Here is a 22,727-nt window from a genome sequence, read left to right on the forward strand (position 1 = left end):
TCCACTCACATGCTTCGATAATTTGAAAGTTTCGGCAATACAATTTCATCGGTATGAAAAGCATTCACCTCAGCCTGCAGGCCGGTAATCATCTCGGTATTAATCTCCCGGTTAAGAGAAATAGTTCCGTCTTCCTTTAAAAAACGGATAAGAAACTGGAGGATTCGAAATGACATTTTCCCAAGTTCTTCTACGGGTCTGTTGCGATGTTGTCGTATTCCCATATCAGTTTGCGCAAAGATATCGAGTCCGTGATATTTATAAAGGTATAGTATAGTCCCGATTTCAATACTATAGCCGCTTAAGAAGGGAATTTCCATAATAATTTCCCGCCGAAAGGAATACTCTCCCGACAGTGGCTGTCGAAACCGGGCGAGTTCCGGATAGAAAGTGGACAGAAAAGGTCTGACCAGAATTTCGGTAACTCTTCCCCCATAATTATCCAATAGCGCATCCTTAAAAACAAGGGGACGCTCGTAAAATGCTTTAACGAAAGAAAGCTTTTGATCGTCGAGTAGGGGTCCGATAAGCCCGTAGACGAATCGTGAATCGAAATTCGTAATATCAGCATCGATACTTACAATTATGTCACCCTTTGCGACATGGAGTGATTTCCAGAGAGCAGTCCCTTTTCCCAACCGGACCGATGTATCCGAAGCGATTTCATCGATGGGATAGACGGTTGCGCCGCTGTTCCGGGCAACTGCCTCGGTATTATCGGAAGATTTGCCGGCGATAACAATACATTCATCCACCAGAGGATGGCGTTCCATCAGGTTCTTTTTTATCTCGGTTATAATTGGCCCGATAGTGGCGGCCTCGTTGAGTGCCGGAATAACAACACTGACGGTCGCTTCCGCAGACTCTTTTTTGCGAACCAGCGTATCGAGCGGAAGAAAATGTGTATGGTGGAAGTGCTTGATCATAGTTGAAGAACAGAGATGCATTCTGAATCCATTCTAATATATATATTGACACTCCTTCGAGGTATATTATATTTTCCTAAGTTTCCCGAAAAGCATAGCGACGTTTTTCAGTATAAATTAGAGAGATGTAAGATGAAAACTACAGTAATGAACCACAAAGAGATTGCCCGTAAATGGTATCTGGTTGATGCCGAAAACAAGATTTTAGGGCGTCTGGCTTCAGAAATTGCGAAAAAGCTGATCGGCAAAAACAAGCCGTTCTATTCTCCCAATCAGGATCATGGTGATAATGTCGTTGTTATTAATTCCGACAAGGTAGCGCTTTCGGGCAGAAAACCCGAAACCAAGTCGTATTTCCGTCATTCACAATATCCTGGAGGAGAAAAGATCCGCCCCTATCGCAAGCAGATGGAGCTCGATTCGACCCGGGTAATCGTGAATGCGGTGAAGGGAATGGTTCCCAAAAATACGCTGGGCCGTGCGATCATGAAGAAACTTCATGTATATGCAGGCAGCGAACACCCGCATGAAGCGCAGAAGCCCGAACCATTATCAATAGGAAAAAGTGTTTAACCTCTAAAAAAAGGAAATAACTTTTGGAAAACGTTTATTCTGCAACAGGCAAAAGAAAAGATGCTATTGCCCGTGTTATTCTCAAATCCGGCAAAGGCGATCGAATCGTTAACGGTATATCGATTGCCGAATATTTAAAAAGCGACGTTCTCATCGAAAATGCCGAACAACCTTTCAAGTTATTGCAGGTGGGCGACACCTACGATGTTGTAGTGAAAGTATCGGGCGGCGGACTCTCGGGCCAATCCGGTGCTATTCGTCTTGGCATATCCCGTTCACTATGTCAGATCAGCGAAGAGTACCGTAAGAAGCTCCGTAAAAGCGGTCTGTTGACCCGGGATTCACGGGTTGTCGAGCGGAAGAAATACGGACAAGCCGGTGCACGGAAACGCTTTCAGTTCTCAAAACGATAGCACCTCGATTTTTTATTATATCAGAGTAACCACGCACACCGCGCAAGGAGAAGACGGGTGCTTCTTTACGGAAGTAATCTTCTCTGATGACACCGGTGGATGCATAACCCTTAATTAAGGAGTATTTCATGTCATCACTTACCCTTCAAGACCTGCTTGAAGCAGGCACGCATTTCGGCCACCAGACCAAGCGGTGGAATCCGAAAATGAAACGATATATTCTATGCCCCCGTAACGGCATCTATATCATCGACCTCAACAGAACACTTCAGGGAATCGACAGCCTTATCGATCGTGTACAGCAGGAAGTGAAAGACGGAGGTAAAATTCTTTTTGTGGGTACAAAAAAGCAGATCAAAGACTGTATCCGTGAAGAAGCCGAACGGTGTGGCATGCCCTATGTTACCGAACGGTGGCTTGGCGGAATGCTCACCAATTTCCAGACAATCAGGCAAAGCATTAAAAAGCTTGAGAAAATCGAAGCCATGGGGACCGACGGCACAGCAGAAGCGCTTCCCAAAAAGGAAGTTCTTGCTCTTAATAAGAAAAAAGACAAACTATTGATGGTCCTTAAAGGTATCAGACATGTCCGCAGATTGCCCTCACTGATTTTTGTTGTCGATACACTCAAAGAACATATTGCCATTGCCGAAGCGCATCGGCTTCGGATCCCCCTTGGCGCAATTGTCGACACAAATTGTGATCCTGAGGAGATCGATTATGTAATTCCGGGCAATGACGATGCATTGAAATCGGTACAGCTTATAGCCCGAACGGTTTCCGATGCGATAATTGCTGCAAGCGGTACACCCGATACCGAAGAGAGTATGAAAAAAGAGCAGAAATCCGAGGAAGCAGAGGAAGGCCTGAAGGAAGAGGTTTCGGAAGTCGATGAAACCGGTGAAGAAAAATCCGAAGAAGATACCCCTGCGAAGAGGAAACGTCGTGTCGTGCGGCGGAAAAAGGTAGAGACATCGGAAGAAGAGTAGATTCCGTCATTCTTTCCGGTTTTACAGCTCTTATTATTTATTTGTAGTAAACCGAAGCATTTTAAAGGAGAAAATTATAATGACTATCAGCGCACAGCAGGTCCGCGAATTGCGGGAAAAAACCGGCCTTGGTATGATGACCTGCAAACAGGCACTCACCGAGACGGACGGTGACATGGAGAAGGCGATCGAGAATTTACGGAAGCAGGGCCAGGCCACAGCATCAAAACGTGCCGGCAAAGCGGCAAATGAGGGCCAGGTCTCGATTATCATCGGAGATTCGGATGCAATCATGTTCGAAATCAATTGTGAGACCGATTTTGTAGCCCGGGGTGATGATTTTATCGCCTTGGCCGATGCTGCCTATGAAGCCATTGCTGCGGCTCGCCCAAAAAGCCTCGAAGAGGCAAAGGCGCTGAAAAGCGACAAGCTCGGTGGAATCAGTATCGAAGAGAAAGTTGTGGAACTGATGGGTAAAATCGGTGAAAAAATCACGTTTCGCCGTTATATCTACGAAACTTGCGATTCTTCATCGGAAAAATTCTTTTCCTATATTCATGGCGGCGGTAAAATCGGTGTCCTTGTCAAAATATTGTCCGATAACGGATCAGCCCTGGCTTCGGATGCAGCGGCTTCCGTGGGTAAAGATTGTGCGATGCAGATAGCAGCATCGGTCCCACTCGGTATCAACCGGGAGAGTATCTCCCCCGAGACAGTCGAAAAAGAGAAAGAAATCTATTTTACTCAGGCAAAAAATTCCGGAAAACCCGAAAAGGTATGGGATAAAATCGTTGAAGGTAAACTGAACAAATATTTCAAGGAAGCCACTCTTTACGAGCAGGAATTCATCAAAGATACCGACAAGTCGGTTTCGCAGCGTATTGAGGAAGGCGCAAAAGAGGCCGGTGCATCTTTGAATGTTGTCTGGTTCAAACGTTTTGAACTCGGCGGCGAGGAATAGCCGGAGTGGAGCCTCGATACCGGAGCATACTGTTAAAACTAAGCGGTGAAGCCCTTGCCGGCACACGCGGCCATGGTATCGATCCCGATATTGCAGAGCACATAATTTCTGAAGTCAAGCAGGTTTACGATGCCGGTGTAAAAGTCGGCATCGTTATCGGCGGCGGGAATATCTACCGGGGTGCATCAGGCCCCATCGCCCGGACCACCGGCGATATGATGGGGATGCTTGCAACGGTTATCAACGCCCTTGCACTCAAGGAATTTTTTTGTTCGGCAGACATTCCTGCGGTTGCTTTCAGTGCGCTCCGTATCGACAAGGCAGCCGAGTTTTTCTCTGCAGACAAAGCCCGTGCCGTCCTGAATGGCGGCTCTATCATTATCATGGCCGGTGGAACCGGAAATCCTTTTTTTACCACCGATACGGCAGCCGCACTACGGGCCGCCGAAATAGACGCCGAAGTTATCATTAAAGCGACCCAGGTGGATGGCGTGTATGACAGTGATCCCGTGAAAAATCCCGATGCCGTCAGGTACGAGACGGTATCCTACGATGAAGCATTGCAGAAAAATCTGAAAGTCATGGATTCGACCGCTCTTTCATTCTGCAGAGACAACAGTATACCGATTGTTGTATTTAAATTATCCGATAAAGGGAAGCTTTTCAAGTTCGTTATGGGTGAGACAATCGGATCTTTAATTACGAAGGGAGTCGAAAAATGAGTGTAACACAATCGATTCATTCAGAAACCCGGCAAAAGATGGAGAAAACGATCGAAAGTCTTAAGCGGGAATTTTCACATATCCGGACCGGCCGAGCCAATCCTTCGCTTTTTGATGGGATCAAAGTCGATTATTACGGTTCGATTGTTCCCCTGAATCAGGCCGGTACTATTTCGATACCTGAAGCACGGCTGGTTACGATTCAGCCCTGGGACAAGACAATGCTGCCGGTAATCGAAAAGGCGATCAAAGCCTCCGATCTTGGACTCAATCCGCAGAATGACGGGAACCAGATCCGGATACCGATACCGCCGCTTTCTGAAGAACGGCGAAAAGAGATTTTTAAAAACTGTAAAAAGATCAGCGAAGACAACAAAGTGGCTATCCGTAACGTTCGCCGCGACAGTAATGAAAAAATCAAGAAAGCTGAGAAAGACAAAGAGATTACCCAGGACGTACAGAAAAAGGCCATGGATGATATCCAGAAGCTGACTGACAGTTATATCGAAACAATTGACAAGCAGTTGGAATTGAAAGAAAAAGAAATCATGGAAGTTTAAGCATGCACGACATATGATTTTTTTTAATTAACCCCTTTTTGCAAAAGGGGTTTTTTATTTTTAGCGGCAATTGTATTGTCGATCATGGAAGCTTTATATTTACTAATTACTTTAGACCGAAGAATTCGAAGATATATTATGAATATTCCCCGGCACATAGGTATTATCATGGACGGCAACGGGCGGTGGGCCAAAAAACGTGGCCTTCCCCGGTATGCGGGTCATCGCGCAGGAACCGAAGCCACCCGTAAGGTTGTACGTGCCTGTGGTGAACTTGACATCTCCTATCTGACAATTTATGTTTTTTCGGCAGAAAACTGGCAGCGTCCGAAGAAGGAAGTGAATTTACTCATGGATCTTCTGGTGGAAATGATCCGGCGGGAAGTAAAAGACCTGGATAAAAACAATGTACGGCTCCATGCGATCGGGGATCTGGCAAAGCTGCCTCCCAAATGTTCGGTGGAACTCGAAAAAGGGATAGGAAAACTTTCGACCAACACCGGTTTAAATCTGATACTGGCTATCAGTTACGGAGGGAGATCCGAGATTGTTCAGGCTGTAAAAGCATTTGCCCGGCGGGCGCAGGAACATCCGGAGATTATCGATACCCTCGATGAGAAAGAATTCAGCACCTATTTGTATACCAGCCCCTATCCCGACCCTGAACTCATCATTCGCACCGGAGGAGAAAACAGGATAAGCAATTTCCTGATCTGGCAATGTGCCTATGCGGAATTGTATATCACCGATATTTTATGGCCTGATTTTAATAAAGACGCCTTGGTGGCGGCTCTGGATGACTTCAACAAACGAGAACGCCGTTTCGGGAAAGTCAAATAATATTCATGAAAAATGGGAATCTTTCAAAACGGTTATTCTTTACCTTATGGGCGATCCCGCTTGGCTGGTGGATTATTAATGCCGATTTTTCGGTAATACCGCCGGGAATGCTGGAATCGGTGCAACCCGACCTGACAATATATCCGGGCCAGATTCTCGCCATGCTTCTTATTATCCTAGGAATGTCCGAATATATCCGCATGCTGAGCATCCGGTTTCCCCAAAACGGCTTCTGGGTGGTTTATATCTGGCTTTCTTTTCAGTTTATTTCATCTTTTTTCCCCGAGCTTGCGGTAAGCGAACGCTTCGACACTTTTTTGCTCCTGATGCTTGTTGCGGGGGAAGCCATGCTCTGGGGAAAAGCCACAAGCCGCTGGCAGCGGGCAAGCCTGTTATTCAGCGGGACGGTTTTTCTTTCAATTGCCGGCATATCGCTCCTGTACTTCTACCGGGAGCCCTTTCAAACCATTTTCCCCCGTCTGTATGAGCATTCCATGCTCTCGCAGCTCGGGATTATCACGATATGCGGTGCGATTTTTTTGTGCGATACCGCAGCCTATTTTGTCGGCACCTATTTCGGCAAACACCATTTCAGCAGTATCAGTCCGAAAAAAACCATTGAAGGAAGCGTTGCCGGTTTATGTACATCAATTCTCGTGGCATCTATCGGATGGTTTTTATGGGCAGGAGATAAATACCCGGCCTTCCTGGGAGTAATTTTAGGAATATTAATCGGTGTTTTTGCCCAGGCGGGTGATCTGCTTGTTTCGTTGATGAAGCGTTATTACAGGGTAAAGGATACTTCATCCATTATACCCGGCCATGGAGGCATTCTCGACAGGTTCGACAGTGTGTTTTTTACAGCACCGGTTGTTTCGCTTTACTTCTGGATGATCGATAAAATAATCAACTAGGAAAATCAGCCGGCTCAGCCGCCGGAATATAGAGGAGATGCTCGCATAGTGTTGAAAATTCTGCTTTTAGGCTCAACCGGTTCGATTGGAACGAGTGCATGCCGTTGCGCAGAACGATTCCATGATCATTTTGAACTGGTGGGCCTTTCGGCCAATAATAACGGAGAACGGTTAATTGACCAGATAAAAACCTTTTCTCCCAAGGCAGTCTGTATCGCCGATCCTTCTTCGGCAAAGGCTCATGAAAAGGAGATACCGTCATCGGTAGCTTTCTACTCGGACACCGAAGGATTGCTCTCCTTTGTGCGGGATCTCGATTATGATATCCTTTTAAATGCCATTGTGGGGGCAGCCGGGTTTCGTCCTACCGTAGAAGCACTCGCGCGGGGGAAACGGGTTGCCCTGGCAAACAAGGAAAGCCTGGTTATCGGCGGTGAATATATCGGGACAATTCTTTCGAGCGGCAAAGGTGAAATAATCCCGGTCGACAGCGAACACAGCGCGATCTTCCAGTGCCTTCAGGGAGAAAAAATCGAGAATGTGGAATCGATAATCCTGACAGCATCGGGAGGCCCTTTCCGGGAACTTCCGCCCGAACGATTCGAACAGATCACCCCCCGGGATGCCCTGAATCATCCTACCTGGGAAATGGGAGCGAAGATTACCATCGATTCGGCAACGTTGATCAATAAGGGATTTGAAGTTATTGAGGCCCATCACCTGTTCGGTCTTCCCTACGACCGTATACGGGTTTGGATCCACCCCCAATCTGTCATACACTCCATGATTGAAATGCATGACGGTGCAGTATTATCACAGATGGGCGTTCCGGATATGGAACTGCCGATCCAGTATGCCCTCTCCTATCCCGAGCGGATGCCCCTGGGTGAAAAGCGGCTGACCTTATCGAATTCTCAATCGCTCACCTTTACTGAGCCCGATTATGCACGATTCCCCTGTTTAAAGCTGTGCCAGGAGGCCGGAAAGGCCGGAGGGACAGCGCCGGTGGTGTTGAATGCAGCCAATGAGATTGCAGTCCAACTTTTTTTGCAGCAAAAAATACGATTTAATGATATAGCCCGTATTATACAACAGGCTCTTGATGAGCACTACCATGAGGCCAGTCCAGTTCCGGAACGGATCGAAGAGGTGGATGCTCTCACCCGTAATGCGATAACGAAACGATATTAACTTTATACCGGGAATTGCGATAATGCAGGAATTTTTGTCCCAAATATTAAGCGGTACCCAGGCTATTGTGCTGGGATTGATCATTTTAGGCATTCTGGTTTTTGTCCATGAGCTTGGTCATTTTCTTATGGCCAAATGGTGTGGAATCCGCGTTCTTGCGTTTTCCCTCGGATTCGGCAAAGCGTTTTTTAAAAAAAAGGTGGGCGAAACCGAATACCGTATAAGCATGATCCCTTTCGGCGGTTATGTTCATATGGCCGGAGAACATCCTGAAGACGACGGTGAAGGGGATCCTGCCGAATTTAATGCAAAACCGATATGGCAGCGCGCAGCTGTTGCATTCAGCGGTCCTTTTGCCAATGTGCTCTTTTCGTTTTTTCTGGTGTGGCTGGTCTTTATCGTCGGGGTGGAGCATCCTGTATATCTCGATAAGCCGGATGTGGGATGGGTGTCGGATGGGTCTCCGGCAGCTGAAACCGGTATTCAATCAGGCGATAAAATTATTTCCATGGACGGCAACACGATCAAATCATGGAATAATATCGATGATATGTTTGCCCGACAGGAAAATGACTATGCACTGACTTTAAAGCGAAACGACAGCACTCTAACCAGAACTCTTCGCATGCCTCCTGTAAAAGGTAGCGATATCCCCGAATACCCTTCCGGCGGTCTTTTGCCTGCCGCGCCGGCAAAAATCGGTCAGGTCTCACCCGGATCTCCTGCAGATAAGGCGGGCTTCAAGTCCGGCGATCGGGTGGTGAAAATCAACGGAGAAACAATTCATTCGTGGTACCATTTGTCGGAACTCATCTCCAAGTATGATTCCGAAAACGGCCCCATGGAATTTGTTGTTCAGCGGAACGATTCTCTGAAGGCACTTACGGTAATCCCGGAGTTCGATAAACAGGAAGAACGGTATCTGGTTGGTATCGGTATGGGAAATATCGAAACCCGGACGATCCGGTACAGTGCTCTAAGTGCGGTTCCCAAAGCCCTTGAAAAGTGCTGGGAATATGCAACGATGATCTATACCATGGTCCGGAAACTGGTCCTTCGCGAGGTATCGGTCCGTCAGTTGGCCGGCCCGGTGGGTATCGTTCAGATGTCCGGCGCTATTGCCCTGGCCGGGCTGATCCCCATTATGAATTTCATGGCCCTTATCGGTATCAACCTTGCGATCCTCAATCTTCTTCCGCTGATAATTACCGACGGCGGCCTGTTGCTTTTTCTTGCTATCGAAGGAATCAGAGGCAAACCGCTCTCATTAAAATCACAACTCCTTATCAATCGTATCGCTCTTGCGGCATTTATCGTGCTTTTTATGCTGGTCACGCTGAATGATATCAGCCGGATTCCCGATCTTTTCCGTATGTTCAACAGATAACGCCATTTGAAGCATTTATAGCCCAGGTGTTGCACAATCCCCCCAAAAACTGCGGTTGCTTTCTTTGGATTAAAGTGATATAATTAAAACCGTAAACACGGTTATCCCGTAATGGACGATCCAGGAATATGATTGCACTATCCGGTTCAGCACTGGTCTCAAATTTCCGTCCCCAACCCCAACCGATCACAGCCGATTAGTACCATGAGTATAGGTACCCTACTTCTGGCAGGAATCGACAATCCGTCCTTTGCCGATCGGCTTGGCTCTCTGGGATACAGGGTTTTTCATGTTGAGGACATCGCCTCCCTTGCAACCATCAATTATCCATGCGACCTGGTGCTGATTGATTGCTCACTGATACCGAGCGGCACAAACCTCGAACGCCTTTACTTTCTCAACAATGCAACACCGGTTGCCGTGTGTATCGAAAACCTCGAAACGATCTCTCCGACACTCTTTAAACATCTCCGGGAGGGCACGCTCGAATGTCTTTATTACCATGAAATCGACTCGGGGCTTATTTACAGTCGCATCGATAAGATCGTGCTCTTAAAAAAAATCAATGCCGGATTCAGGAATACTCAAGAAACAATTCGGGCAAAAATGGTTTTGGAGAAGGAATTATCTCTGCGGGACAAGATCGTTGACCATCAGCGGATATTCACCGAGCATTTTATCGAATCTCTTCGTTCGGGACTTATCATTCTCGACATCTCGGGCATTACCATTCTGGTCAATGATCAGGCACGGCATCTGCTCCGACTTACCGGCAGTGATTTTACAGGAATCAACTGGACGTCCTTTATTCCCGACAGGATCGGAAATATAATCGAACGGCTGATTCCCGACAATGCAAAGCCGTCATCAGCCTATCTTGTAGAAAAGGTTCGAATCGATGAGACCTTGCTGCAGGTTTCTGCACATACCATGGTTGAAAAAGACGGTACGCCGATCGGAATAATTATCTTTTTGCAGGATATTACCGAGCAGGAAAATATGACCTTACAGTTGTACCGGGCCGAAAAGCTTGCTACCGTCGGCACCATGCTGTCGGGGATATCCCACGAGCTTCGTAATCCCCTGTCGATTATTAGCGCCCGGGCACAGCGTGCACTCTCTGCAAAATCGATAGATTGTGAGGCGGTTCGTACTGTTTTTGAATCCATCGAACGTCAGGCAACACGATGCGCAACCATCGTCAACGACCTCCTGGATTTCACCCGCCACCGGGCAACATCACTAGCCTTTCACGCTGTCGCCGATATTCTCGATGAAGCCCTTGCTTATCTGCAATATCAGAATATTTTCCACAATATCAACGTGGTAAAAAGGTATGAAGAAGATCTTGAGATCTATGGTGACCGCTCCCGTCTTGTTCAGGTGATGCTCAATATTATCAATAATGCTGCGGATGCTATGGAAGGGAAGGGCATCTTAAAACTTACAACAGGCACAACAGAATCGCAATCGGTTAAAATTACGATTTCTGATACGGGACCGGGCATTGAACCGTCGATTCAGCAAAAACTATTCGATCCCTTTTTTACGACCAAAGATCCGGGTAAGGGTACGGGGCTTGGTCTGGCAATAGTTCATAAAATAGTTGTGGAATCGGGAGGAGATATATCGCTCTGTTCACAACCGGGCAATACATCATTTACTATAACCCTGCCTTCAGGCAAAGGACATATCCATGAATGAGAAAATACTGCTTGTGGATGATGAGCCGGATATGCTCGATATACTCAAGGAGTTTTTAACCGAGAAAGGGTATATGGTCAGTTGTGCAGGTAATGCCGATGCTGCCCTTGCCGTGATGAGCAAAGAACCGTTCGATCTTCTCCTTTCGGATATCAATATGCCGTGGAAAAAAGGATTCGATCTCTTGAATGAGGCCTCATCGCACTACCCCAGACTGAAAACCGCGCTTATTACCGCCTATGATGTACGTGATTATATCAGGCTGGCACGGGATCATAACGTAGGAAATATTATCGCCAAAACCACTCCTTTCAATTTTGCCGAGGTCGAGCTTTTAATAAGGAATATTCTCAGCGAAGAAGTTTTCGGATTAGAACGATATATCGGCGGTGAAATCACAACAAAGCACATTGCCGAGTCCGGACAGATCGAGCCGGTACTCAATACCATCGTTGATGCAATGCCCGAGCCTCGTCACAAGCGAAAATTCCGCCAGGCAACCGGTGAGATTTTAATCAATGCCGTCTACTATGGGGCTAAAAAGGAACAGGGCGACAAAAAAAGTGAGTGGAAACTGGATGTCACTCTCAAACCCGATGAAGAAGTGATTGTGAGTTGGGGTATAGACTCCGAAAAAGCCGGTGTTGCAGTACGGGATCAAAAAGGGAGGCTTGAAAAGAATGAAGTACTCTACTGGCTCGAACGCAATACGACAAAAGGTGAAGACGGAATTTCGCTTGGCCTGTTCGACCAACATGGAAAAGGCCTGTATATCTCCCGCGAAACGATCGACCGGTTTATTATCAACATAAAAAAGAACAGCATGACCGAGATAGTCATGCTCAATTACAAGGAAAACCTCTACGATGGATTCCGCCCCCTGTGGATACATGAGTTTTAGGAAGATTTGGATGATGGAGTAATGGAGGAATAAGCTAAGAATACTCCTCATCAATCATTCCATCCTCCCATTTTTTTCTCACACCAGCTCTTCAATACGGGCGTCTTTTTTCTGCCAGGGCAGTCCCGAGACTCCGAAAGCGAATATATGGGTAACGAGGATCCATCCGACACCGAGGATGATAATGCTCGAGATAGGATAGCCGCCGTAAGGTTCCACGAACTCCTGCATGAGACTATTGACTATTGCGATACCGAGAGCAATAGGGGTAATAAACCTGATACAGTACATCCAGAGGCGCAAAATAATATAGTTGAAAATTTTATGCCGGCGGCCACTGAGACCCAGTTGAGAAACGATATGGAGTTTTAGCTGATCGGTCCGGTAGATCCAGCCGATGATAAGGGATTCAACAACACCGACGGTAATCAATCCGTAGTGATTGAGAAAATGATCGACAATGTCAAGCCAGTAAATACCGGTACGGGTGGCAAAGAGCATAGAGCCGCATGCTCCGACAACACAGGTTATGGTAATGACTTTTTTGCGGGGAAAATTGAACTTGTCGATTACTGCGGAAGTAAAGGCTTCGATAATTGAAATGGATGAAGAAACTCCGGCAATGGCCAGGAGAAAGAAAAAGAGGACACCGAAGACATTTCCCAGAGGAAGCAGAGACATGGCTTTGGGATATGCAACAAAGGCGAGGCCGATTCCGCTGGTGACCACCTCCTGGATGGTGGCATTCTGTTTGAGCGCCATATAGCCCAGAACGCTGAATACACCGAAACCGGCAAAAACTTCGTACAGACTGTTGGTAAATCCCACGATAAGACTGTTTTTAAAGACGTTTGCCTTTTTGGGCAGATAGGATGCATAGGCAATCATGATACCGAATCCCAGGGAGAGGGAAAAGAATATCTGGCCATAGGCAGCGATCCAGACCTCCTTATTGAGCACCTTTTTAAAATCCGGGGTAACATAATGCCGGATACCATCCCCGGCCCCTTCAAGAAACAGAGACCAGACAATAATGGTAACGGTGACAATGAACAGTACGGGCATCATAATTTTGACGGCCTTCTCGATCCCCTTTTCGATTCCCTTGAATGTAATGAACCAGTTGACAATCCAGACAAAGAGCACGGCGCCTACAATGGGCAACCGAAATGACAGTGCGCCTTTCCAGAGGCCTTCAGTGCCGACATCGGAAGCTTTTAAAAAGGTATTGAAGAAAAAGGCATTGGGATCATCCCCCCACACCCGTCCAAAGGAGAAGAAAAGAAAATTAATACACCAACCGATCACGACGATATAGTACATGACAATACCGAACATGACAAAGGTTACGGCCCACCACCCGAGCCATTCCCACCGTTCATCGATGATACGGAATGCTTTGGGAGCCGAGGCCTTCTTTTTATGCCCTAGGGCAAATTCGAGCATGAGGATCGGGATTCCTGCGGTGATGAGTGCGACAAAATAGGGAATCAGGAATGCCCCCCCGCCGTTTTCGTAGACCACATAGGGAAAACGCCAAATATTTCCTAACCCTACTGCAGAGCCGATTGCTGCAAAGAGGAACCCAATTCCTGTTTGCCATTGCGGCCTGTCTCCACCGAAAAGATCTTCCTGAGCCATGAAACCTCCAGGGTTAAATTCGAAATCCGATCTCGCTGCAGCGGGACGAAATCCTGCACTTGCTGCGGTTTGAGATTTTAAGAAAATAATAAGTGCAAAACCGCACGGAGGATAAGAATCGGGGGGGGTTGTGGTGTATGAGGGGCTATTTCAAATCATGGGACTCGATTTCAACGGTTTCGGGAGTGACGATTTTTTCCAGGTGATGGTCGATGGTATGAAGGAGCAAACGGAAATCGAGGTGTTTGCGGTTCAAAAAAAAGATATCGCTTCCCTTGAAACTTCTGGTCATTTCGAGGGCAGGAAGCGAATCGATACAGAATATTTTTAATACGTCGGGCTTTGTCTTCTCCTTTTCCTTAACCTCTTCCTCGTTAAATTCAATATCAAGGGGCACTCCTTTTTCGGACATGAATATCACCACTTTGGCCTTTTGCTGAAGATCGGCCATGTATCGGCTGGTGGTTTTTACCGTATAGCCGGTGTTTTTAAGCGCAAGTATCAGAGGATGAAAGGCAATATCCTTATTGAGAACAACAATAATTTCTTCCTTTTTTGCCGTATGCTCTGCTTTAGCGAGAAAAAGGTTTTTCATGGAAAGGTTGAGGAATCTGCAGAGGAGATCAAGATTGCGAATTACCCCTGCAAAGAACCGGTGATCCGGTCCATGGGGAATATTAAGGTCTCTAAGCATCTCCTCAGGTATCTCATCGATAAATTCATCACAGCTGTGACCGAAATTCATGGCTTTGGCGATAATATTGGCAACAAAAACCGATTCCTGGATAATTTTATCATACATTGGTGTCGCTGCAAGGATTCTTTTTGAATTATGATGATTGAGCAGGGTCATTCCGATGGGATCGGGAAAATTCCATTTGTTGGCGAGAAAATGGCCGAGTATAGCATGGGTAAAGCCAAGAAGCCGTTCTTCGGTTTCATGGAACGAAGTAACATTATTGGCGGTCTCTTCCAGAAGGCGGGAGAAAATGGTGTGAAAATTGATGTCCAGGGGGATTTTTCCCAGATCATGGACAAGACCTGCGATAAAGGCCAGTTCGGGACGAGGGTGCTTGATATCGGCACACAACTTCTCGGCGATCAGTGCGGTACAGAGCGAATGGAACCAGAACTCCTGCCTGCTGAAACCGTACCTTTTATGTACATCGGGAGTCAGATCTATCAGGGCAAGACAGGCGAGAAGGTTGCGTGTTTCTCTGAATCCGAGCCGGACAACGGCATCGGCAATTTCGCTGATCGGTTTCCCCTGCCGCCGGGCATAATGGACCGAATTGGCAACCCTGAGTATCGCAGCTGATGCTCCCGCATCGGTAGAGATACATTTCCCCAGCCCATTGCAGCAACTGCCGTCGGATTCAATGATATCAAGTGCCTTGATCACCGTAAAGGGAAAGACCCACTGCTTGCTGAGAGTCCGCTCTATTTCACCAAGTTTTTGTTCCTTTGATATATGTTTGTCGAGTAATTTCTCGGCGATTGCTTTCCGCAACGATTCATCGACATTCCGCATCCCCTCTTCTTGCTGCTGTGTCGTTTGTCCGCTGTGGGAAACCATCTGGGAAATCTTTTTCCGAATATCTTTAAAATGAAAGGGATACTCGATAATCCCGGTTGATTTGTAGAGCGCTTCGGCATGCCCCTCCTTACTGTCGAGAAGAATGTTTTCCAGTTTTGTCCGGAGATTCTGTGGTGTGATGAGCAGAATGGGCGTGTTTTTTGTACGTACCGATTTTTTCAACCGTGGAATGAGAAGAATATCTCGAGTATGGTCGGGGGTAACATCGATAATAACCAGGTCTGGAAGAAATTGATACGCCTTTATGGTTGCCAGGTAGGAGACATCAGCTTGGATCACCTGATAATTGCATTGCATAAGACCAACGGTAAGAATATCCCGAATACGCTCTCTGGGCGAATAGAGCAGAATCAGGGGATCTGTTTTGGTCCCGCCGGTGATTTTTGTTTCGGTCACTGAAGGATTCACCTGTTAAGTCCTTGAAATTATTTCGGTTGGAAAAAGGGTTGTTTTTGCGCTCACCAGTTACTTGAAATATACCCTGGTGGGTGGTATAATATTGATTGCCTTAATTGTAACTAATAGTATCATATTAATGACAGAGATTCCAGCAAAAATCATTTCCTGTGACTTAAATCACAGCACAACTCACCGGATCGGGATATAATTGAGAGGATGTATTAACACCTCTTTCATTTTCAGGAGAACAAATAATGGCTGACCAGAAAAACAGCGGATACACCAGGCTCCTTATTGCAGCATTCTTTCTTGCAGGAGCACTTTCGACCTTTGCGCAGGATTCAACCTATACCATTACCGACTCGTGCAACAAAGCCTATGCACGCGTGGCGGTAAAAGATTCGACCGGTGCTCCTGAGAGTGAAATACAAGCCGTGGTCTTTGTACGCCGGGAATCGGGGAGGAAAATCGAAGCATTCAGGGAAAGCGAAAATATCTTTTCGATCCCGGAGCTTCCTTGCGGCACCTACGACATTTATTTGCCGGCATCTAAATATCCCGCGCAATTTTACAATCCCGCACAAAACACATCCCAACCGGAATACGGCGTCTGGATCGGCGATACGGATACTCTTTATCTTGATATTTACATGACCATGGCAATCTCTTTTGACGGCAGTATTTCGGGATATATCCAGGACAGCACCATGCTGCCTGCATCGGGCACGGCAGTTGAACTCTATTCGCCTTCAGATCTAACCGCCCCGCAGTTTACGTCAACGACCGATTCCTTGGGATGGTTTACTTTTGCCCGGCTTCCGGAGCCATCCTATTACCTGAAAATACCGGCAACAGGCGGCTATCCCGACCAATGGTTCACCCACAACGGCAATACCGGTTCGCCATCATCGACTATATCATCATCCACCTATGGGGAAATCTATGTAGAACTCGCACCGAACCCGCCAATGGCAACATCGGTAATCTACTTTGTCATGCGTGATGAAAACGGATCACCCTATTATGGTACCGAACATATCGAATTGCACAACAATTTCAAGGGAATTTATTACGGTACCGAAAAACTTTACAACAAAGATACACTCGAAGCCCGTAACCTTCTTCCTGGTAACTATGAAGTGGCAATCTATTCTTCCTATCCGACTCAGTTCTGGCATGCAAATGCTAACACATCCCGCCCCGATACTTCTTTGCCGGTGGCTGAGAGTGATACTATGGTTATTCCCGTTACCATGAATCCCAATCCTCAACATATGGTCACCATTATGGGTTCCCTGTTCGACAGTCTGTCGGGCCCGGCCTCTTCAATGACCCTGAGTCTCTGCGATGTTAAAGATCCGAGCCGGACAATCTACACGGCGTTAAGTGATCGGGAGGGAAATTATGTATTTCCTGATATCAACGAAACAGAATACTACCTGAAAATTGAAGGCGCCGGGTATCCCACCCAGTGGTGGTGCCAAAATTATTCATCTCCATCAACCGCTCCCTTTTGTCCATTCTGGGTGCACGACAGCATGCATAATTATATTTATCTAACCCAGGCCCCGGTTGCGGCGAATGGATATCTGAGCTGTGTTCTTACCGATGAAAAGGGTATCGCGGTCTCAAATGTCAATAACATTCAACTGAGGTCCACCGATAATTCGGGCCTGTATAAGGACGGCGCCTCTGTTTCGGAGGGAAAATATGAATTCGCCAACCTCCCCCAGGGTGAATATCAGATAGAAATCTGCGCCGACTATTATCCCTGCCAGTATTATGATCCAAAGGGCAACACCTCGGAACCCGACTATTTTTTCAATCTTTCGGGAACCGATTCGATGACACTTGAAATCGTTATAACTCCGGCCCCGATTTTCAAAGGGGCTATCAAAGGACATCTGGAATCGGATCCAAATGATGGATCCATTATCAGCGGGGCGACAATTTCACTCTATTCCCCTGCCGATACAACACAACCAGCCTTCACTTCTTCTACCGATTCTACAGGAAGATTTGTATTTGACAACTTACCTGAGCGTGAATATTTTATCAAAGTATCCCCTTACGGGCAGTATCCCGAACAATGGCTGGGCTATAATAATTCCAGTACCCAAGAGGCTGTTACTCCTGTATACGCAGATCCTTACACGGATTCATGGTACACGCTTTCCCTGAATCCATCGGTGGGCCCCATGCTCACGGTGACGGTTAAGGATTCTGCGGGAGAACAATTGTATGCTCATGATGTTTTTCTCTATGAGGAGGGAACCGGCCAGACTTATCATGGTATGCAATCGTATAGTAAATCTACCGGCGAAAGCAACATGACATTCTTTTTTGAGGATATTCCTCAAGGCACCTACGCCTTGCATGTGGCGTCCGACCGGTATCCTCCTCAATTTTACAACCCATCGGGCAACACTCCTGAACCAAGTTACGTTTTCCCCGTGAGTCCGGACTCCGCTGTGGTTATCGAAATGTATTTGACCTACGATAAAACGCAGCCGATAGCCCCTTCTTACGGTGGTGCAATCAGCGGCATGGTAACTGATAAATCGACCGGCACAGGTATTCCTTATGCGTATGTGGGCGTTGTTTACGGTGAAAAGGATATGGATTTCAATCCGAGCGAGTATGGGGCGATGTTTTCGGCAAAAACCGACAGCACCGGATCGTACACGATCGGGGGAATTGAGGCCGGCTCTTATTTTGTCTATGCCCTTACTCCTGGGAAAAATTATGTGCCCCAGTTTTATCAGGCTGTTGATAATTCCCGCAATGCACGGATTCTCACTATTGTCGACTCCAATAAAATCGAGAACATAGATTTCATTCTGCGGCAGGGCGCTATTCTGGCCGGTCGTGTTTCGATGAAAGACGGGACACCGGCTGCTGAAGCAGGAGTCAGTCTGCACGGTCATGATATCAATATCTGGCGCAATACCGTTACCGATTCGCAGGGACGATATGTCTTCAGAGGACTGCTTTCAGGCACCTATTCACTCAATGCTCGGGGCAATGGCTATTTCCCGTCAACCGATACCATTTTTCCCGAGTATACACTCACCGAAGGCGACAGTATCGAAGCAGGCGGTCTCATGGTGGAAGCAGGTGGAATTCTTAGGGGTATGGTGACTATGCAGACGACCTCAAACGATCCTTCAGGGTACGGCATGCCTTTCCGCATTTACCTTTACCCGGATTCATCACAGGACGATGGAAAGATGCTATGGCCCCGCGAAATGCTTCATGCCCGCACGGAATCCGGCGGCTATTATAATGCCGATATGACCCGTCCGGGTGACTGGCGTATGGTTTTTGTTCCCTATCAATCGCATACAATCACCGAAACGACCACTACCTCGAACACAAATTTTATCCAAGGCAACGGATGGTCCCTCGCACAGACTGCGACCGGCCTATCGCAATCGCCGCTGTTTACCGTATCTTCACGGGACACCACAATGATAAATGTTGCATTTCGAAAGGGATATTCGGTTTTCGGCTCTGTTTCTACCGAAGATGGCGCTTATGTGAGCACCCGCGATTTAAATCAGCAGATCGGTTTTCACTGCAATGTTTTTGTCAAGGAAAACGATTCGTATTATCTGATTTCCGAGGGGCACATGCGGTCCGACGGCAAGTTTGAAATTCCGGGCCTTATCGACGGCAAAGATTATTATATCAGCGCGGGGGCGGACGGTTATCCACATCAGTTCTGGTCTCCCACCGGCGCCAACAACACCGAGCCAAAGGAGCCATACCACTTTTCGACTACCAGTTTCATTCCCCTGAAAATCGTACTCGAATCCAATCCCGAAGGGTATTATCCTCACCACTACGAGCCGGTATCAATCCACTCCTTTGTTGATTCGCTGAATCAGTTCTGGGTTGAGATGCAAATCGACCGGAGTCTCGACCTGGATTCGCTCACCCTTTTCAGCACCGATGAATCGGGCGTGGTTTCAAAAGTATACTCAACGGTTCTCGACAGCTCACGCTCTAAATTCAAATGGCGGGAGACACGCAACAGTTATTCGGTCCAGTACCGGTATATTGCACTGGCATACGGACCGGAAGCGTCATACAGGTCTTCGATTTTATACTATGATCTGCAAAACAGCCGGACAGTGCCCGACGATTCATTGTGGCTCGATGTATCAGGCCGCCCGTTTGGTATCCAAATAACCTGGGGCGCCGGAAAATCCTATGAACCTCTTGAGACGGATACTATCCTCATTTACCGGCGCCCCGCAGGCGCCACCAACTGGAACGAACTCCATCGCCGGGTAGCCTGGGACCAGTGGCTTGATGATCACGAGTGGGATGACCGCAATGATTCGGGCGTAACCTATCAGTATAAGGCGGGACTCCTTTACAAGGGTACAATTGCCAGATGGTCGCCGGTTATTTCTTTTACCATAAGCGACCAGTTTATAGACCAACTTGCCCGGGGTGAGGAGCTTTTGGTGGGTCCGAACAGGCGCTACACCACAATTCAGGAAGCGATCAATGCAGCTGAAGATTATGACCGGATTATCGTAGAACAGGGTGAATACATCGAAAACCTCTCTATCGGTACCAAAAAGATCGAACTCAACGGCATGTGGAACGACAACAAGCCACCCATAATCAATGGAAACGGCGGCACCGGCATTTCAATCGACTTTACCGCCGGTTCGGGGCAAGACTGGTATGAACGGTGTCGAATCTTCGGATTCAAATTCAAAAACTGTGCAGTTGCTGTCAAGACAGGAAGCGAAGTTGAGATCTCTCAATGTTTGTTTGCAGGCGGTTCAGGTGTTGTTGTCGATATCGACAGTGCGGCTATGACGGCGGCAGTAAAAAGCGACCCCTTTGCTCCTGCTGAGATCCATGCCAACCTGTGGGCCTGTACTTTCATCGGGAAATCCACCACCGACAAGGCGATTACCCTTACGGCGAAAGGTCCGGCGGTTTCGAATGATTCACTCCCTTCCGATCAATTCATGGGGCCGATTTCGACTGTCCCGCCCATGATCATGCGGTCCAATGCCCATATCGGCAATTCCATTTTCAGCGGCTATGGACCATCAACACCTTTTCAACTGCACCAGGCAACATTCCTTCATATGCATAATGCCGATTTCTGGCCTTCGAACAGTAAGCTGGCTGTTGAAAATATCGAACTCTCGGGCACGATTGTTTCTGTAGATCCACAATTTATTGATACGACCTTTTATCTGCTCTCCGCAACATCACCACTCAAGAGCAGCGCGTCCAATGGAGAACCGATGGGTTATGATTCATGGCATCATGAAGGACCGCCTGCCTATTATAACGATGCTCCGGGACCTGTTGAAAATTTCACGGCCGGTATGGCAAGTCTCGATGCAGTAGCACTTACCTGGTCCCCGCCGGCAGGATCGACCTCGATTGCATTCTATGCAGTATACCGGGTGGACGGCAATCCCGATCTCTGGTATGTTAGAAATGATTCGGAATGGGACATGAAACAGGGGATGGATCAGGAACCCGACCCGATCGGGACAACAACCAAAACATCGTTTATTGACTCTACGGTAACGCCGGGCGCCAAATATATCTATGCGGTTGCGGCTATCGATGCGGATTCGAACCACGGCGAGATCCGTCTCCCCTATCCGCCTCCCCTGGAGAATTATATCGTGGAAGTTGGTTATGGCGCCTGTAGTAAAATTCAATCGATACCCCTGAAAGGCAAGCAGTGGCACATGATCGGCCCTTGGGGACTGGGTTCAATTACTCCGCCGGTATCGGAGAATCGGCATATTTACCGGTGGGACGACACTAAAACTCCGGATAAGCTTTACGATCAGTATATTTCATCATCCACAATGAAAAGCGGCAAAGGTTACTGGTTTTTCAGCGAGACCGATACGACGCTCAATATTACCAAAGCGTTTTACGACAGTCTGGCGCAGCAACGTGGCGGCGTTCAGATCGAGTTGAAACATGGAGAAAGCGGCTGGAACCAGATCAGTTCACCCTATCCCTTTCCTGTGGCTCCCGACTGGCTTCAATCGTTCCAGCCCAATGCCTGGGTCGGCGGGACTGAAGGATACACCGGTGATGTGCGGTATCTCAAGCCCTGGCAGGCGGTGTGGGTCTATACTCCCCGTGACACGGTGCTGACTATCGAGGGAAAAGCATATATTCCAACGATGCAGCCCCTTGCTAAAACCAAAAAACAGACCTTCTGGGAAGTACAGGTTTCACTCGCCGGACCGTCAACAAAGGACCAGAACAATTACCTGGGAGTTCTCCCGCCGCACCTTGCAAAATCCACAACCGCCCATCGCATGGAACCACCGCCGGCATTCGGGTACCCGAATGTTTACTTTGTAAAATGTGGTGATGCAGCTCAGGCAGCGCTCAATCCTGAAGAACGGCTGGCGCGGCACTATAAAGCTTCTGCCGAAATCCCCAACGGTAAACTCGAATGGATGGTCGGCATGTCACCGTCAGACAAAGAAACCAGCCTCAAGTTCGATGGCCTTACACAGGTCCCCGACCCCGTACTGGTATTCTGGGTCACCAATGATACGGCAATCAATCTGCGGGAAACCGACGAAATAACCATGCCGCCCCACGATAATTCACGCTACGGTTATGTGGTGGCGACGGCAAATCCACTGGATATCGCACTTTACACCGGAAAGTTCCATCTTCGGAAAAATTTCCCCAATCCTTTCGGAAATATCACTACCCTCGAGTACGTGGTTCCCTATGCCTGGAATAATAACGGTTCCAAAGCGGCCGGGGAATTCCGTGACCTCTCGCTGAAAGTCTATGATATCAAAGGACGGTGTGTCGCCACCCTGACCGAGGGCAAGGTGAAAGTCGGTATTCACCGGACAGTCTGGAACGGCACAAGCAGTTTCGGCAAGAACGTCGCTACCGGTTTTTATATCGGACGGCTTATGACAAAGGGATTTCATAAGACCATTAAGATGATGAAGGTTAAATAGGAAGAAGGGTTGAA

General features: G+C 47.6%; 16 protein-coding genes. 13 read left to right on the top strand and 3 right to left on the bottom strand.

Annotation, left to right across the window (positions count from 1 at the left end):
- Positions 1–5: 5 nt before the first annotated feature.
- Positions 6–947, bottom strand: a complete 942-nt coding sequence (locus GF401_11895; GenBank protein ID MBD3345754.1) for a glucosyl-3-phosphoglycerate synthase — start codon at positions 945–947, stop codon at positions 6–8.
- 111 nt (positions 948–1,058) lie between these two features.
- Between GF401_11895 and rplM the strand changes: the two genes are divergently transcribed.
- From rplM to GF401_11955, 12 genes are all read left to right on the top strand, one after another.
- On the top strand, positions 1,059–1,499 hold the full coding sequence (gene rplM, locus GF401_11900; GenBank protein ID MBD3345755.1) for a 50S ribosomal protein L13: 441 nt from the start codon (positions 1,059–1,061) through the stop codon (positions 1,497–1,499).
- A 23-nt stretch (positions 1,500–1,522) separates the two neighbouring features.
- Complete coding sequence (rpsI, locus tag GF401_11905; GenBank protein MBD3345756.1) at positions 1,523–1,912, top strand: 30S ribosomal protein S9; 390 nt, start codon at positions 1,523–1,525, stop codon at positions 1,910–1,912.
- Positions 1,913–2,040: 128 nt separating this feature from the next.
- Positions 2,041–2,901: a 30S ribosomal protein S2 gene (gene rpsB / locus GF401_11910; protein MBD3345757.1), complete on the top strand. Its 861-nt coding sequence runs from the start codon at positions 2,041–2,043 to the stop codon at positions 2,899–2,901.
- Positions 2,902–2,980: 79 nt separating this feature from the next.
- Positions 2,981–3,862, top strand: a complete 882-nt coding sequence (locus tag GF401_11915) for an elongation factor Ts (protein MBD3345758.1) — start codon at positions 2,981–2,983, stop codon at positions 3,860–3,862.
- Positions 3,859–4,584: a UMP kinase gene (locus GF401_11920; GenBank protein ID MBD3345759.1), complete on the top strand. Its 726-nt coding sequence runs from the start codon at positions 3,859–3,861 to the stop codon at positions 4,582–4,584. Before GF401_11915 ends, GF401_11920 begins: the two co-directional genes overlap by 4 nt.
- Positions 4,581–5,144 (top strand): ribosome recycling factor, encoded by a 564-nt coding sequence (locus tag GF401_11925; GenBank protein ID MBD3345760.1) that lies wholly within the window; start codon positions 4,581–4,583, stop codon positions 5,142–5,144. The genes GF401_11920 and GF401_11925 overlap by 4 nt, the downstream gene beginning before the upstream one ends.
- Before the next feature lie 84 nt (positions 5,145–5,228).
- Positions 5,229–5,984, top strand: a complete 756-nt coding sequence (locus GF401_11930) for an isoprenyl transferase (GenBank protein MBD3345761.1) — start codon at positions 5,229–5,231, stop codon at positions 5,982–5,984.
- Positions 5,985–5,989: 5 nt separating this feature from the next.
- Positions 5,990–6,898, top strand: coding sequence for a hypothetical protein (locus tag GF401_11935; protein MBD3345762.1), 909 nt, complete (start codon positions 5,990–5,992; stop codon positions 6,896–6,898).
- A gap of 48 nt (positions 6,899–6,946) precedes the next feature.
- Positions 6,947–8,089, top strand: a complete 1,143-nt coding sequence (locus GF401_11940) for a 1-deoxy-D-xylulose-5-phosphate reductoisomerase (GenBank protein ID MBD3345763.1) — start codon at positions 6,947–6,949, stop codon at positions 8,087–8,089.
- 22 nt (positions 8,090–8,111) lie between these two features.
- The gene (gene rseP / locus GF401_11945) at positions 8,112–9,476 is read left to right on the top strand and encodes an RIP metalloprotease RseP (GenBank protein ID MBD3345764.1); all 1,365 of its coding nucleotides are present in this window, start codon (positions 8,112–8,114) and stop codon (positions 9,474–9,476) included.
- A gap of 204 nt (positions 9,477–9,680) precedes the next feature.
- Entirely contained in the window at positions 9,681–11,180 is a 1,500-nt protein-coding gene (locus GF401_11950) for a PAS domain-containing protein (GenBank protein ID MBD3345765.1), read from the top strand.
- A complete protein-coding gene (locus tag GF401_11955; GenBank protein MBD3345766.1) occupies positions 11,173–12,081 on the top strand; it encodes a response regulator in 909 nt (302 codons plus the stop codon). The genes GF401_11950 and GF401_11955 overlap by 8 nt, the downstream gene beginning before the upstream one ends.
- Positions 12,082–12,159: 78 nt before the next feature.
- Here the strand turns inward: GF401_11955 and GF401_11960 are convergent, their stop codons facing one another.
- Positions 12,160–13,722, bottom strand: a complete 1,563-nt coding sequence (locus GF401_11960; protein MBD3345767.1) for a sodium-dependent transporter — start codon at positions 13,720–13,722, stop codon at positions 12,160–12,162.
- Positions 13,723–13,867: 145 nt separating this feature from the next.
- Positions 13,868–15,727 (bottom strand): HDOD domain-containing protein, encoded by a 1,860-nt coding sequence (locus GF401_11965; protein MBD3345768.1) that lies wholly within the window; start codon positions 15,725–15,727, stop codon positions 13,868–13,870.
- Positions 15,728–15,972: 245 nt separating this feature from the next.
- On the opposite strand from GF401_11965, the gene GF401_11970 reads away from it, so the two are divergent.
- On the top strand, positions 15,973–22,713 hold the full coding sequence (locus GF401_11970) for a hypothetical protein (protein ID MBD3345769.1): 6,741 nt from the start codon (positions 15,973–15,975) through the stop codon (positions 22,711–22,713).
- The last annotated feature ends 14 nt before the right edge of the window (positions 22,714–22,727 follow it).

Source organism: Chitinivibrionales bacterium, assembly GCA_014728215.1.
Classification (GTDB): domain Bacteria; phylum Fibrobacterota; class Chitinivibrionia; order Chitinivibrionales; family WJKA01; genus WJKA01.

What these genes read in the sequence shown, in the direction of transcription:
- GF401_11895 (MBD3345754.1), bottom strand. Translation starts at nt 947, where the DNA reads ATGCATCTCTGTTCTTCAACTATGATCAAGCACTTCCACCATACACAT.
- rplM (MBD3345755.1), top strand. Translation starts at nt 1,059, where the DNA reads ATGAAAACTACAGTAATGAACCACAAAGAGATTGCCCGTAAATGGTAT.
- rpsB (MBD3345757.1), top strand. Translation starts at nt 2,041, where the DNA reads ATGTCATCACTTACCCTTCAAGACCTGCTTGAAGCAGGCACGCATTTC.
- GF401_11915 (MBD3345758.1), top strand. Translation starts at nt 2,981, where the DNA reads ATGACTATCAGCGCACAGCAGGTCCGCGAATTGCGGGAAAAAACCGGC.
- GF401_11925 (MBD3345760.1), top strand. Translation starts at nt 4,581, where the DNA reads ATGAGTGTAACACAATCGATTCATTCAGAAACCCGGCAAAAGATGGAG.
- GF401_11930 (MBD3345761.1), top strand. Translation starts at nt 5,229, where the DNA reads ATGGAAGCTTTATATTTACTAATTACTTTAGACCGAAGAATTCGAAGA.
- GF401_11935 (MBD3345762.1), top strand. Translation starts at nt 5,990, where the DNA reads ATGAAAAATGGGAATCTTTCAAAACGGTTATTCTTTACCTTATGGGCG.
- rseP (MBD3345764.1), top strand. Translation starts at nt 8,112, where the DNA reads ATGCAGGAATTTTTGTCCCAAATATTAAGCGGTACCCAGGCTATTGTG.
- GF401_11950 (MBD3345765.1), top strand. Translation starts at nt 9,681, where the DNA reads ATGAGTATAGGTACCCTACTTCTGGCAGGAATCGACAATCCGTCCTTT.
- GF401_11955 (MBD3345766.1), top strand. Translation starts at nt 11,173, where the DNA reads ATGAATGAGAAAATACTGCTTGTGGATGATGAGCCGGATATGCTCGAT.
- GF401_11960 (MBD3345767.1), bottom strand. Translation starts at nt 13,722, where the DNA reads ATGGCTCAGGAAGATCTTTTCGGTGGAGACAGGCCGCAATGGCAAACA.
- GF401_11970 (MBD3345769.1), top strand. Translation starts at nt 15,973, where the DNA reads ATGGCTGACCAGAAAAACAGCGGATACACCAGGCTCCTTATTGCAGCA.